Origin of the sequence: Corynebacterium glaucum (genome assembly GCF_030408855.1) — a bacterium.
Taxonomy (GTDB): domain Bacteria; phylum Actinomycetota; class Actinomycetes; order Mycobacteriales; family Mycobacteriaceae; genus Corynebacterium; species Corynebacterium glaucum.
The window spans coordinates 2,425,133-2,438,779 of sequence record NZ_CP047358.1; the positions used below are offsets into that span (position 1 = coordinate 2,425,133).

A 13,647-nucleotide genomic window follows, 5' to 3' on the forward strand; every position below is an offset into this window, starting at 1 on the left:
ATCAATCGACAGGCGACAAGGAAAGACCGTCTCATGGCACGCCCCGATCCACTTGAGTTAGCCCGGCAGATCCGGCCGGCGATGACCAAACTCTACGTCACGTATTTTCGGACTGCGGATCAGTCCGAACTGACGGGGCCGCAGCTTTCCATCATGCATCGAATTCAGGATCACGGACCGAGCCGGGTGCGCCAGCTTGCCGACGCCGAGGGCGTGCGCATGCCCACCGCATCTAACACCATCAACCAGCTGGAGAAGCAAGGGCTGGTCAGGAGGCTGCGCGCGAACGAAGATCGACGCGGCGTAACGGTGGAGCTCACCGAACTCGGGGAGCTGACCCTTGAGCGGGTAGGCGAGGAGCGCACGCAATTCCTTGCGGAGATGCTGGACTCGCTTGACGACGGCAACCTGGGCCAACTCGCCGAAGCAGCGAACGCCATCATGGCGCTGGCGGAGGCGTATGCGGAACCGGAAAAGGCAACCAGCGGTTCCGCGAGGCGGAATGCTGGTCAGGTGGGGGAATAGGTCTAGCAATAATTCGGTGTTCGGTGAACAGGGTGCGTAAACTGTTTGCCGATGGTTCACCGTTCGTTTACTAGCGACCTCGCAGAGCTACCCGATAGCGGGCGTGCTCTGCGCGTTATTGTCGGCTGGGATTCGCTGAACACCGAAGCGGTGGAGTTTGCGGCGTGGCTTGGACGCTCGCTGCCGGTCAAGGTCCAAGTGGTTTCCGCTGTGGAAAGCAACTGGAAGAAGCCGCTTTCGGAGAAGAAGTACCGGAAATGGTTCAAGGAGCGCGCAACGGAGTTTGACCACCAAGCTCGCAAGGTGCTCAAAGAGTACGTGCCGAAGGCGCAGTGGGCGAAAGACGCTTCGTGCCTGACCGACCGCGCCGATGTCGCGGGATCGTTGTACCAATCCGCAGAGGAATTCACCGCGGATCTGATTGTGCTGGGTTCGCGCGCGAAGACCGCCAAGAACCGATTCCGGCCATCGTCGGTGGCTGATGCGCTGATGCACTCCTCGCCGGTGCCGCTTGGACTGGCGCCGAAAGGGGTGAGCTTGTCACGCAAGGGCATTACGCGGGTGACGTATGCGCTGGTGGAATCGTCGAAATCTGCGGCACCGAAGGGCGCGGGTGGATTCTCCGGGTTGCCGTACGCGACGACGTTGGCGTGCGTGCTGGGCGTGCCGCTGCGCATCATCGCGTTCTCACCGTCTGAGCAGGTTACCGATATTTCGGATGCGGCTGCGGAGTGGAACGAAACCACGCTGGGATTGCTCGATCGCGCCCGTGACCAGGCGTTTGGCGTGGCCACCGCTATCGACCCGCGGTTTGCCGACACCTTTGACGTAGAAAGCTTCGTCGCCTCGGGCAAGGGGTGGAAGCGCTCCATCGATTCGGTGAAGTGGAAGAAAGGCGACGTGATGTGCATCGGGTCGCAGCCGTCTGACAACCTGAAGCGGGTGTTTGTGGGCACGCGCGAGGGCGAGTTCATCCGCTTCGCGCCAGTGCCCGTAATCATCTACCCGCGCGGCACCAACTAAGCGGCCTAGTGGCATTGCACGGAGCCGGGATAGGGTGAGAACCATGCGCGACCATCCGGAAAACGACCTCCACTCCGGCGCGGACAGGTTCAGCCGCGTCCGGCCGGAGCCGCAAACCTTCGACGAGCTCGCCGATGAGCCGGATCCGCTGGTCACCGCCGAGCGCAACCGTCAATCCACGCGCCAGGCAATCTGGTATGCCGTGGCTACGGTGGGTATTACCGTCGGGTTCGGGTTCGTGCTCGCACTCATCTCGAGGTTGCAGGGCGGCCCGCTTTGCGACGACGGCGCGACTTGGCTGTGCACCCCGCAATGGCGGACCTGGTGGGCGATCCTCACTTCCATCCCGCCGGTCGCCATGTTGATCGGCTGCGCAGTAATCATGGTGCGCAAACTCAACCGCTACGAGCGGTGGATGCCCTGGATGGGCGTGTTCTGGCTGCCCATCGTGCCGTTCACCATGATTTGGCTAATTATCACGGTGGGCATCCTCGCGTTCGACGCGACAGAGGGTGTGAGCGGCTAGCCGGAGATCTGCGCAGTGGCGCAATCGGCGCAGTACGGCTTCGCCTGCCGGCAGTCCTCGCAGCTCAAGTACTGGTGGCGGCATTCCGGCTCGTTCGCGCAGTTGTAGAACTGGTTCGTCGGCGCATCGCAGTGCACGCAGTGGCCGAGCTGCACAAAGTCGGGATCTCCCGGCGCGCCGAACTCGGTGTGCATTCGCTTGTCAAAGACGTACAAGGAGCCTTCCCACAGCCCCGAGTTGCCGTACTTCTCTCCGTAGCGGACGATGCCGCCGTCAATCTGGTATACCTCTTCGAACCCGCGGTTCTTCATCAACGGAGTCAGAATCTCGCAGCGGATCCCGCCGGTGCAGTACGCTACAACCGGTCTATCTTTCATCCAGTCGTACTTGCCGCTTTCAATCTCGGCGATGAAGTCGTGGGTGGTTTCCACATCCGGCACGACGGCGCCTTTGAAGCGCCCGATCTCGGCTTCGCGGGCATTGCGGCCGTCGAAAAACACCACGTCGCTTCGCTTTTCGACGAGCTCATTCACCTGCTCGGGGGTCAAGTGAGCGCCTCCGCCGACCACGCCTCGCTCGTCGACTTCGAGCTCATCTGGCGCACCGAATGCGACGATTTCGTCGCGCGCTTTCACACTGAGCTTCGGGAAATCCTCTGCGGAGCCGTCGGACCACTTGAACTCGATGCCGCGGAAGTATTCCTTGGTTTTGCGGGCGTAGGTCTTGCAAGCTTGAATGTCCCCGCCGACGGTGCCGTTGATGCCGTGTGGGGAGATGAGAATCCTGCCGGTCAGTCCCAGCGACTCACACAGGTCGCGCTGCCACAGGCGCACGGCGTCTGGGTCCGCGATGGGCTGAAACTTGTAGTAGAGCAGGATTTTTCCGGTCATAGCTCGGATTGTATTGCCGCTGCGTGCCGGGACAAAAGCTCGGCTAGGAACGGTCCATGCGAGTTTTGAAGTCGATCGCGTCGCGCGTGTACACGCGGCGGTGAGTGCCCACCTTGTGGCCCGGCAAGCGGCCGTCGTCAATGAGCTTGACCACGAACGGTCGCGAGACACCAAGGAGGTTGGCTACCTGCTGGGTGGTCATCTCGTCTTCGGGTTCAGGCGAGCGCACGAGGCGGCCTTCGGCGATATCCTCGAGCACATTGCGGATCCAGATGGCTGTTTCTTTCGGCACCGTGACCGAGTCTTTCGCTTCGGTGCGCGCGCTTGCGAGGTTGTCGTTCAAGGCTGAGAGGGCTTGTTCCACCGGCGAGAGCTGCGACTTGCTGTCCATAATGGTGCAGTGTAGGAAGCATCCGCAACGAGCGCAATAGATGAATTAAACGAAGAGAGGATGACTTTTGACTGAGCTAGCTGCACAAACGACACAGACCTCCAGGCTCGATCCCTGGCACACGCGGCGAGTCGAGCCGATGGATCTCGTGGCGGCGCTGTTCTAACGCTTGTGGTACAGCGCCTTGCGCCAGTACTGCGGCTCGGTGGTGGCAAGCACGCCGAGGGACCGGAAGATGCCCTCATCCACCGAACCCAAGATGGTGGTCACGTGCGCGTCGCAGCCGCGCAGGTACTTCAGGTGATCCAGCGCGGTCGCAGCCTGCGGGTCCGACGACGCGGACACAGACAGCGCGATGAGCACCTCATCAGTGTGCAGGCGCGGGTTCACCGAACCCAGGTGCCGGGTCTTCAGCGACTGAATCGGCTCAATCGAGGCAGGGGAGAGCAAGTGCACGTCATCGGGAATCTCCGCGAGTGCCTTCAGCGCGTTGAGTAGCACCGCCGCCGACGGCCCGAGCAGGTCCGACGTCTTGCCGGTGACTATCTGCCCGCTCGGCAGTTCCAGCGCCGCACCCGGGTTGCCAGTCTGCTCCGCAATCGCAAGCGCCGGCGCGACCACCGCACGATCGGTCACGGTTACGTTTGCTTTGCGCATCACGTTGGCTACACGATCAGACACCGTCGAATCCGCATCGGTGCGCCGCTCCGCCACCAACGCGTGGAAGTACCGGCGGATGATCTCCTGCTCCGCGGCGTATCGGCACGCTGCGTCATCGGAGATGCAGTGGCCGACCATGTTCACACCCATATCCGTCGGCGACTTGTACGGCTCCGTGCCCGTGACCTCTTTCAACAGTGAGCGCAGCAGCGGAAAGACATCAATATCCCGGTTGTAGCTGGTCACTTGCTCGCCGTACGCGTCGAGGTGGTACTGGTCGATCACGTTGATGTCATCGAGATCCGCCGTCGCCGCTTCGTACGCCAAGTTCACCGGGTGCGACAGCGGCAGGTTCCAGATCGGAAACGTCTCAAACTTCGCATATCCTGCGGGAATGCCGCGCTGGTTGTCGTGGTACACCTGCGACATGCACGTCGCCAGCTTGCCGGAGCCCGGACCCGGCGCGGTCAGCACAATCAGATCCCGCGACGTCTCTACATAGTCGTTGCGCCCGAAGCCGTTCTCACTCACCACAGCGGAAGTATCGTGCGGATACCCCGGAATCATGTAATGCCTCGACACCTTTAGCCCGAGGCGTGCGAGCCGCTCCAAAAACGTCTCCACCAGTGGATTGTGACCCTCGATCTGCGTGCACACCACGTTTTCCACTAAGAATCCGCGGTCACGGAAGACGTCGACAAGCCGCAGCACGTCGTCCTCGTAGGTGATGCCGAGATCCGCGCGCACCTTTTGCCGCACCAAGTCCAGCGCCGAGAAACAGATGACAATCTCAATGTCGTCTTTGATCCGGTCCAGCATGGCGATCTTGTTGTCCGGGGTAAACCCCGGCAGGACGCGGGAGGCGTGGTGGTCGTCGAAAAGCTTGCCACCCATCTCGAGGTAGAGCTTGCCGCCGATCTCCGCACGCCGGGCCGTGATGTGCTCCGACTGCATGTCGATGTATTTCTCGCGGTCGAATCCGATTTTGTACGGCATGTCCCTTAACCATACCGGCGTACGCTGGTGCGCCATGTTCGCCACAACCTTTACCGCCAGCCAAATCCGCCAGGCAGAAGCAGTATTGCTTGACGACGAATCCGTCCCCGACCAACTCATGCAATCCGCAGCCCATGCGGTGTATCAGGCGGCAGACGCGTGGCTGCGCGGGGACACAGGGGATGCAGGGGATGCAGGCGAGGCTGAGGACCGGGTGCTGGTGCTTGCCGGGGGCGGGGGCAATGGGGGCGATGCGCTGTACGCGGGCGCGGAATTGGCGTTGGCGGGTCACGGCGTGGATGCGGTGCTGGTGGCCGACGAGGTGCACGAGCGGGCGCTCACTGCGTTTCGCAACGCGGGCGGGACGGTGTTGGAAGAGCTGCCTGAGTACCTGTGGTCGCACCGCCTGATCATCGACGGCATTGTCGGCTTAGGCGGCGGTGCTGGTCTGCGCGCGGAACTGGCGGAAGTGGTGGAGTTCTGCCGCAGTCGGGCCCGGCTAGACACGCAGATCCTGGCGGTGGACGTGCCATCTGGTGTCGACGCAGACACCGGGGAAGCCGGAGACCTATACATCCCCGCCGATGTGACGGTGACTTTCGGCGGGTGGCGCCGCGCACACGCCCTTTCCCCGGACTGCGGGCTGCAATTGCTCGCGGATGTCGGCCTACCCGGCCGTCCGCTGCACACCCTGCTGATCGATACCCTGCCCGAGTGGGCCGCCGATGGTCCGCCGCTGGTCGTCAGCGCCCGCGCCGTCGTCCCGGATCTCGCGCTTCCGGAGGGAATCACTACCATGCCCCCTGGCTGGCGCTTGGATGTCGAACCCGGCGCGGCAGACGACAAGTACTCAGGTGGCGTCGCCGGCATTTTCGCGGGCAGCGGTACGTACCCCGGCGCAGCGATCCTGTGCACCGCAGGCGCCGTGAACGCCACCCCGGCGATGGTGCGCTACGCCGGACCGCAAGCGCTCGAAGTGGTGCGCGCGCACCCGGAGGTGGTGGTCACCGAGTCACTTGCCGATGCCGGCCGCGTCCAGGCCTGGGTCTTCGGCCCCGGCGCAGACCCAGGCCTGGACACGGCTGATCAACTGCGCTGGGTGCTGGAGCGGCAGGAGCCCGTGCTTATCGACGCCACCGGCCTCACGTTGTTGGCCACCCACGAGGACCTGCGGGAGCTGGTGGTAAAGCGCGAGGCGCATACCGTGCTCACCCCGCACGATGGGGAATTCACTCGGCTGCGGGAGGCGGTCGGGCTGCCGGAAGGGTCGCGATGGCAGGAAACCCGTGCACTCGCGAGCGAGCTGCAGTGCGCCATTGTGCGCAAGGGGCGCATCACGCTGATCGCGACGGAGGAGCTGCTGGAACCGGTGGCCGCCGTGGACGCTGGGCACTCCTGGGCGGCCACACCGGGTTCGGGGGACGTGCTGGCCGGGGTTGTGGGCGCGCACCTGGCGAGCGATCCCGAGTCGCACGCACTGCAGTTCTTGTTGGCACAGGCGGTGGCGGTGCACGCCTCCGCTGCGAAGCTCGCGGCTGCCACCCCGTTCGGCGACGCGACGGCGCCGGCTAGCCGCATTGCGAGCTTTGTGCGCGAAGCCACGGCGCGGTCCGGGGCTATCTAGGAATTCCTGGTGGTCAATTGCCCTGCTATCTTTGGGCGCATGTCGCTTTCCTCTTTCCTGTCCTCGATCCCTGCCGCGATCATCGCCCTGGATAACCTCTCTCGCTCCGTGCTCCGCTTCCTTGACTGGGCGAAGTACTTCAACCTGATCTAGATGCCAGAGCATCCGGTGCAGATGTAGACATCAGCGACCAAGGCTCCGCATTTGCCCAGGTCGCGTGTGACTAGTGTGGCGCCATGGCGGCTGACGTCTACAAAGACCCGTGCGTCACAATCCCGCATCGCGATCGCGCACTTAATCCACGGGTGCCGTATGGTGCTCGCGTGACTGAAACGCGACAAGTCCAGCCCAAGAGCATGCAGATGGTGCCGTTGGCGGCGATGAGTTTCGCGGCCTTCGTCTACGTCAATTTTGAGATGTTTTCGGTCGGCCTCATCTCGCCGATGGCCCAGGACCTCGGCGTGTCCGAGGGCCTGATCGGCTTGCTGATGACGGTCTACGCCGGACTTGTCGCCCTTGTGACGATCCCGCTGATGTCAGCGACTCGACACATGGACCGGCGGCCGGTGTTCATCGCCACCCTCGGGTTCTTGCTCACCGGCATTGTGCTCCAAGCCAGCGCGTCGAACTACGCCGTACTGGTCGCGGGCCGCGTTACAGCGGCGGTTACACACGGGCTGTTCTGGTCCCTGATCAACCCGATGGCTGGGCGGCTTGCCCCACCCGGCCAGATGGGCCGAGCCGTTGCCACCGTCTCGCTCGGGGCCACTATGTCCACCGTGATTGGCGCTCCGCTGACCACCGCCCTGGGTAACCAAATCGGCTGGCGGGACGCAACGTGGGTACTCGGCGCCGCCACTGTCATCGCGTTGCTGCTTCTGCTGCGCACCCTGCCGTCGCTACCAGCCCGCCCCGCAGCTGAGGTTGGGGTGAAGCGCAAGGCGAAATCGGCGATCCCATCGCTGGTTTTCTACCTCACGTTCGCCGTGACCGCTGTATTTGCGACGTTCACGTACCTCGCGCTGATCATCGAAACGACAGCGGGGCGAAACTGGGTGCCAATCGGCCTGTCGCTATACGGCTTCTTCGGCCTTGTTGGTGTGGTCATCGCTGGTCGTCGCGTGGATCAGCGAATGATCCGCGTTAACGGCCTCGACACGGTCCTGCTCATGGTCGCGGCCATGATTGGGCTTCTGGCGCTGCAGACGGGATCCAGCTGGATCACGCTTATCGCGGTGGCAGTGCTTGGCACGGCCGCCGGTGCGCTTCCCACCGCCGGAACCACGATCTTTCTGCACGCCGGCCAACGCAACCAGGATCTCGCGAGCTCCATCTACGTGGTCACGTTCCAGGTCGGTATCGCGTCCGGATCAGCGCTGGGCGCTGCAACAGTCGATGCCGGATACCTCCCCGGCACCCTAATAATCACGCTCGTACTCGGTGCGGCCGCACTGGTTGCGCTTGCGGGCTTTTCCCGCCCGCTGCTGCGCTGACGTTATTGGCCGCGCGTGAGGTAGTGGGAAATGATGAAGTTCAGGATCATGCGGCGCAGCTGAGCCAGCAAGGCGTTGCCGCGCGAGGACTGCCTGGGGCGATCCGAGGCGGGCTCATCCGTAGCGGGGGCAGAACTCGGGCGCTTGGGCTGCGCGGCGGGTGCCGACGACTCTCCGGCTGGCAGCTTCGGCTCCGGTGACGGCGCACCTGGCGCACCTGGCGCACCTGGCGCAGACGGTGCCGGGGCAGGCGACACAGGCGCGCCACTTTCTACGGGCAGGGGCGGCACCGGAGCAGGGGTCGGTGCAGAGATCGGCGCAGGCGCCGGTGCAGGCGCCGGTGCAGGTGCCGGGGCCGACGAACTCATGGCATTCAGGCGCTCATCCAGCAACGCGGGGAAGTCGTACTGGTAGTGGTCGGTATTGGGCAGCACGCGAATGCGGGAATCGGTGAAGCCAGCGTTTTCGTACTCGGTGCGCGATTCTTTCGAGGACTCGAGCGCGGACCAGGTGGGGTACAGGAGACTGTACGTGTCCCGCTCGCCCACAATCCACAGCAGCGGGGTTGTCTCTTTGCCTGCCGCCGGCGGGGTCACTGGGTTGCCGGAGGTGCCGCCGCCGCCCACCATCGAAGCGGAGAAGTTCTCCGGCGTCCAGCCGGTGTTGGTGCGCAGCAGGTGGCGCCCTATGAACTCAGCACCGCCGGAGTAGCCCATCACTTCCACATTGTCGGTCTCTAGCGAGTTGATGAACTCGCGCACGGCCACACACCACGTCTCGAGCGTGTCAAAGGATTTGCCCTGCCACCAGCTGTGGTCCTTGTTCGGCGGGACCAGGAAGTAGCCACTGACATCGTGACGCTCGGTGACGGAAGACATCGTGGTGGTGAACGGGCTGCCCGGCTTCATCTGCGCGACCGTGCCATCGCCGCCCAGGAATACGTAGGCGCCGTTGTCGCCCTCGGAGCCTTTGACGTACTGAATGGTCACGCCGTTCGAGGCGGTGAACGCGCCCTGCTCAGCGGCGAACGAGTACACGGGTGCGTGAATAGCGGTCATGGTGAGCGCCGCTGCGGTGCCAAGTGCAATTGGCCTGCTCAGTTTCATTTGGATGTGCTCCACGGTCCAGAGGCGAGTTTTATGCCACGTCTACAACTTCTCTTAGCAGGCTCTTAGGTTAAACCATCGTGGTTATTGACGCCAGCTCGCCCTATGCTGGAGCGGTATGGACAACACTGACCTCGGCAAACAGAACGAAAACTCCATCCTCGTCACCGAGGACGGCGCCCAGCTCGTCGAAACCCGCGAGGAATTCGCCGGCGAAGGCGACACCGACATTCACATCAGCCACTCATCGATTAACTACAAAGACGCAATGGCGCTCGCAGGAAATCGCGGGGTGGTGCGGACCTTCCCGCTCGTGCCAGGCATCGACGCAGTGGGCACGCTTGACGACGGCACGCTGGTCACCGTCAACGGCCACGGCATCGGCGAGCGCAGGCACGGCGGGTACACGCCGCACATGCGCATTGACGGTTCCCTGATCACAAAGGTCCCGGAGCGCTTCAGTGCCGCCGAGGCGGCCGCCATCGGAACTGCTGGATACACGGCGGCGCTTTCAGTAGCGGCGTTGGAAGAGGGCGTCGATAAGCAAGCTGGCCCTGTGCTGGTGACTGGAGCGACCGGCGGGGTGGGCTCGATCGCGGTGCAGCTGCTCGCTGCTCGCGGCTACGAAGTCGTCGCGGTGACGGGCCGAGTCGAAGAACACGGTGCGTGGCTGCGCGAGCTTGGGGCGGCGGACGTGATCGATCGCGCCGAGTTCGAGGGCGAAGGAAAACCGCTGGCCAAGGCTCGCTTCGCGGGCGCGGTGGACACGGTTGGTTCGCAGGTGCTGGCCAATGTGCTCTCGCAGATCGAGTGGGGCGGCAGCGTCACCGCGTGCGGCATGGCGGCCGGCGCCGACCTGCCCGCAACCGTGATGCCGTTCATCCTGCGCGGCGTGCGCCTGCTTGGCATCAACTCGGTGGATACCCCGCGCGATCTGCGCGAGCAGGCGTGGGCGCTACTCGCCGAATCCGTGGGCACCGACGCGATCCGCACCGAGACCGTCGGCCTTGACGAGGTCATCGAAGCTGGCGCGGAGCTGCTGGACGGCAAGCGCAGCGGCCGCACCGTCGTCGAGCTTTAGCTTGTGAGGCTCTAGCTTGTCGACGGCTTCGTCGTCAGCGCCACCACCGCAGCCAGCGCAAACGCCGCGCACGTGAGTGACGCTGCCGCCATGGCGAGGGCGTGATTGCTGCCCAGGCCCGCCACCGGGGCGACGGCAGCAGCGACGACGAACTGCAAGAAGCCCATGGCGCCTGAGCCCGCACCGGCACCGATGTCGCGGACTTCCTCCACCGCCAGCGCGTTCGCGTTCGCGCCGACGAAGCCGGCCATGACGACCAGGCCCGCCAGGAACGGAAGGATGATGCGGGTGGGGCCGGTGACGGAGAGGGTGAGGACGATGGCGGCTATGAGGGCGTCGATAAGCAAAGCCCTGCGAAGCAACCTGCGGGGCGGAACGTGCTTGACCAGCCGCATGTTGAGCACGTTGGAGAGCGGGATGAGCAGCGAGATTGCGCCGAATGTGAAGGCGAATGCGGTGGGGGAGAAGCCGAGCTGGCGCTGGAGGACGAGCGGGGAAGCCGCGATGTAGGCGAACAGCGCGCCGAAGCCGAGCGCTCCGGCGAGCATATAGCCGACGTATGCCGGGCGGCGCAGGCATCGCCCGATGCGTGGGAAGAGGCTGCTCAGCGCGCCTGAAGTGCGCTTCTCCGGCGGGAGGGATTCCGGCAGGCGCAGGGAGAGAACTACTTGGATCAGGTTGATGGTGGCGATGAACCAGAAGAGGCCCCTCCATCCGACGAGCGGGAGCAGAATGCCACCGAGGGCCGGCGCAACCGCTGGCATGAAACCGGTGAGCGCCATGAGTGCAGAAAATCCGCGGGCAGCTTGTGCGCCACGTGCGAGGTCCGGGACGACCGAGCGCGAGACCACGACCACGCACCCGCCGGCGAGGCCCTGGATCGCGCGGGCGGCGATGAGCAGGTGGATCGACGGGGCGATAGCGCACAGCACCGAGGCGACGAGCAGCACAGTCGCAGCGACAATGATGGGGCGTTTGCGGCCCGTGGCGTCCGAGATCGGCCCGAAAATGAGGTTGCCGATGGCCATCCCCACCATGAACCCTGAGATGGTCGCCTGCGCCGCGGCGGGCGAGGTGGCCAGCTCGGCTTGGAGTTCCGGAATGCCGGGCAGATAGAGGTCGATGGACAGTGGCGCGGCCGCGGAAAAGAAGGCCAGCGCGAACAGCAGCCCGGCTGAAAGTTGTTGCACGCAGGTACCATAACGCACATGGATAACCGCTTGAACTCGACCGAGAACCGCCGCAGCGAGCAGGGGCGGATCGGCGCCTGGGATTTCGCCGCGGTCTTCGGCAGTGATGATGACGGCGATGGTGCCCGCGTCGCGCCGCGCGCCGGGCACCAGACCGTGGTGTGGGTCATTGACGGCGAGGTGCGCCACGCAGGCCCTCACGGGTTGGAGGAGCGCGTCGGCGCGGGCGCAGCCAGTGTGGCGACGTCGCCTGCCAGCGGTTCGGCGCTTCGCACTACTGCTGGCAGTGGCGCCGTGGGCGTGTGCCTGGACGCGGCGGTGCCGCAGGGCGCAAGCGGCCGGCTCGAGGTGTACGCGCCGGCGGTGTTCACGCTGCGCAGCGTCACCACCGCCGTCTCCGGCGAGGCGCGGGTCTTCGTCGGCGAGCTGTTCGGCCAGTCGTCTCCGGTGGAAACACACACGCCACTCGTGGCCGGGGAGCTGCGGCTCGAACCCGGCGCGGAAGTGGCGCTGGTGCTCAACGAGGCGTTTGAATATGGCCTGCTCGCCGTCACAGATGGCATCGAGGTGCAGCGCGTTGCGGTCCCGCGCGGCGAGGTCGGATACACCGGCACCGGCAACAAAACCTGGGGCATAAAGAACACCTCCAGCACCCCGGCGCGCGCCGTGCTCTTCGGCGGCGAACCGCTCGCGAACTAGCGCCCCCACCCTCCGCACGCCCGCGTTACGCCGCGCGTGCAGATTTTAGTGCGCACCCGTTACCCAACCCGGCGCGGCGATCAGCCGTATTGTGTCTGGCATGATCGTGACGCTGCTTATGACGTTGGAAGGCTCCCTGCCCGAAATTTCGCGCTGCGTCAACGTGGACGACTCCATGGACCTCGGCGAACTGTCGCAGGTCATCGATGCCGCCTTCGGCTTCTCCGGCGCCGCGACGCACCTGTACGCCACCGGCTCGGGCGAGTTCCGCCACATCTTCGCCGAAATCCCCAGCGCCGGCGAATCCGACGAGACCGAACTCACCGTCGCCAGAATCTCCGAAATCACCTATATCTACGACCCCACCGCGAACTGGACGGTGCAGGTCGCGGTCCTCGGCGAGTCCCAGCTTGACGGTCCCACACCATTGCTTATCGACGCTTGCGGGCCCGACATCGTCGAATCCGCCAACGGCCCAGAGTTGATGACGAAGTTCCGCAACGAAGCACGCCGCATCGCCGCGGGTCTGCCGCCAGATATGGAAGTCACCCCGCTGCTGTTGAGCTTCCTGCCCGTGATGTCGCCGGAGCGGATGTTGCAGCGCCTTACCGTCGCGGACCCGGTCTCGGTGGCCACCCGCATCGGGTTTGTGGCCGAGGAAATCTACTTCGACCAGCCAATCCCCGGCATGCCGGACGTGGACGCCCCGGATCTCGCCGACGAATTCGAGGACTTTTTGGATTCGCGCCCGGAGCTGCGCCAGATCATGCAGAACGATCCAAACCCGGATCTGAACCCGACGCTGCTTTCTGCAGTGGCGGAATTCTTCGAAGACAAGCTGGGTCCGGACGGCAGCGCCATGTACCGGGGGACAGCTGCCGAGCCGCTCGAGCTTGCCAACGTCTTGTACGACGCCGTCGACCTCTTCAGCGAGCCGGTGGTGCTGACCAAAACTGGCAACCTCCCGGTCGCGGCAGTGCGCATGCTGGCGGAGCTGTTAGGAAGGAAGCACACGGGCGGGCAGCCGCGGGAAAATACCTTCCCTGAGGTGCGCCAACTGCGGCAGTTCTTGGAAGGCGCGGGCCTCATCGCGTTAGGCGACGAGGCACTCCAGGTCTCTGAACGCGGCAGGTTCTTCCTCCAGTCGGAGGATCCGATCGCGGATTTCCACACGGAGCTTCTCGTTGGCTTCGAAGCCGTCTTCGGCAAAGCAGAGTTCGCGAAGAACATCGAGCACCTGGCGGACTTCGCCGGCATCCGCGACCTTGAGCCAGGTTGGCACGCAGTACCGGAGAGTTTCCGCGACGTAGTGATGTTCATCAGGCAAATCGGCGGGTTCTACACCGGCCCTGAGGGTCCTGTGCCAACGCAGAGCGGCGAGGCACTTTTGCGATACATCCTGCGGCACTACGGCTACGAGAGCTAGGTTTGGCGCGGGCTGGG

13 protein-coding genes are annotated in these 13,647 nt (G+C 64.4%); 8 read left to right on the forward strand and 5 right to left on the reverse strand.

Translation table 11 applies throughout. The annotated features are described in order from the left end of the window. The first annotated feature begins 33 nt into the window (after nt 1–33). Genes CGLAUT_RS11750 through CGLAUT_RS11760 form a run of 3 tightly spaced genes read left to right on the forward strand, consistent with a single transcriptional unit; the run spans nt 34 to nt 2,074 of the window. Nucleotides 34–525, forward strand: a complete 492-nt coding sequence (locus CGLAUT_RS11750; protein ID WP_095660885.1) for a MarR family winged helix-turn-helix transcriptional regulator — start codon at nt 34–36, stop codon at nt 523–525. 51 nt (nt 526–576) lie between these two features. After that, the gene (locus tag CGLAUT_RS11755; protein WP_290185381.1) at nt 577–1,548 is read left to right on the forward strand and encodes a universal stress protein; all 972 of its coding nucleotides are present in this window, start codon (nt 577–579) and stop codon (nt 1,546–1,548) included. 43 nt (nt 1,549–1,591) lie between these two features. Continuing rightward, nucleotides 1,592–2,074: a hypothetical protein gene (locus CGLAUT_RS11760; protein ID WP_095660887.1), complete on the forward strand. Its 483-nt coding sequence runs from the start codon at nt 1,592–1,594 to the stop codon at nt 2,072–2,074. Here the strand turns inward: CGLAUT_RS11760 and trhO are convergent. The 3 genes from trhO to CGLAUT_RS11775 all read right to left on the reverse strand — a co-directional run bounded on the left by trhO (nt 2,071) and on the right by CGLAUT_RS11775 (nt 5,011). Further along, nucleotides 2,071–2,964 carry an oxygen-dependent tRNA uridine(34) hydroxylase TrhO gene (trhO, locus tag CGLAUT_RS11765; RefSeq protein ID WP_290185383.1) on the reverse strand — a complete coding sequence of 298 codons (894 nt, stop codon included), beginning with the start codon at nt 2,962–2,964 and terminating at the stop codon, nt 2,071–2,073. The genes CGLAUT_RS11760 and trhO overlap by 4 nt on opposite strands. Before the next feature lie 43 nt (nt 2,965–3,007). Beyond that, nucleotides 3,008–3,355 (reverse strand): helix-turn-helix domain-containing protein, encoded by a 348-nt coding sequence (locus tag CGLAUT_RS11770; RefSeq protein ID WP_095660889.1) that lies wholly within the window; start codon nt 3,353–3,355, stop codon nt 3,008–3,010. Nucleotides 3,356–3,517: 162 nt separating this feature from the next. Beyond that, complete coding sequence (locus tag CGLAUT_RS11775) at nt 3,518–5,011, reverse strand: DUF1846 domain-containing protein (RefSeq protein WP_290185386.1); 1,494 nt, start codon at nt 5,009–5,011, stop codon at nt 3,518–3,520. Between the two features lie 34 nt (nt 5,012–5,045). Here CGLAUT_RS11775 and CGLAUT_RS11780 point away from each other — a divergent pair, with 34 nt between their 5' ends. Together CGLAUT_RS11780 and CGLAUT_RS11785 are read left to right on the forward strand one after the other, a co-directional pair. Beyond that, nucleotides 5,046–6,635 carry a bifunctional ADP-dependent NAD(P)H-hydrate dehydratase/NAD(P)H-hydrate epimerase gene (locus CGLAUT_RS11780; protein WP_290185388.1) on the forward strand — a complete coding sequence of 530 codons (1,590 nt, stop codon included), beginning with the start codon at nt 5,046–5,048 and terminating at the stop codon, nt 6,633–6,635. 356 nt (nt 6,636–6,991) lie between these two features. Next, a complete protein-coding gene (locus CGLAUT_RS11785; RefSeq protein WP_290187151.1) occupies nt 6,992–8,128 on the forward strand; it encodes an MFS transporter in 1,137 nt (378 codons plus the stop codon). Nucleotides 8,129–8,130: 2 nt separating this feature from the next. Here CGLAUT_RS11785 and CGLAUT_RS11790 read toward each other — a convergent pair whose 3' ends face one another. Then, the gene (locus CGLAUT_RS11790; RefSeq protein ID WP_290185390.1) at nt 8,131–9,249 is read right to left on the reverse strand and encodes a hypothetical protein; all 1,119 of its coding nucleotides are present in this window, start codon (nt 9,247–9,249) and stop codon (nt 8,131–8,133) included. A gap of 103 nt (nt 9,250–9,352) precedes the next feature. Here CGLAUT_RS11790 and CGLAUT_RS11795 point away from each other — a divergent pair, with 103 nt between their 5' ends. Then, complete coding sequence (locus CGLAUT_RS11795; protein ID WP_290185392.1) at nt 9,353–10,315, forward strand: acrylyl-CoA reductase family protein; 963 nt, start codon at nt 9,353–9,355, stop codon at nt 10,313–10,315. Between the two features lie 11 nt (nt 10,316–10,326). On the opposite strand, the gene CGLAUT_RS11800 is transcribed toward CGLAUT_RS11795, so the two are convergent. Continuing rightward, nucleotides 10,327–11,505 carry a Bcr/CflA family efflux MFS transporter gene (locus CGLAUT_RS11800; RefSeq protein WP_290185393.1) on the reverse strand — a complete coding sequence of 393 codons (1,179 nt, stop codon included), beginning with the start codon at nt 11,503–11,505 and terminating at the stop codon, nt 10,327–10,329. Between CGLAUT_RS11800 and CGLAUT_RS11805 the strand changes: the two genes are divergently transcribed. Both CGLAUT_RS11805 and CGLAUT_RS11810 read left to right on the forward strand, forming a co-directional pair. Further along, the gene (locus CGLAUT_RS11805; protein WP_290185394.1) at nt 11,500–12,204 is read left to right on the forward strand and encodes a pirin family protein; all 705 of its coding nucleotides are present in this window, start codon (nt 11,500–11,502) and stop codon (nt 12,202–12,204) included. The genes CGLAUT_RS11800 and CGLAUT_RS11805 overlap by 6 nt on opposite strands. 100 nt (nt 12,205–12,304) lie before the next feature. Next, a complete protein-coding gene (locus CGLAUT_RS11810; protein WP_290185396.1) occupies nt 12,305–13,630 on the forward strand; it encodes an IS1096 element passenger TnpR family protein in 1,326 nt (441 codons plus the stop codon). The last annotated feature ends 17 nt before the right edge of the window (nt 13,631–13,647 follow it).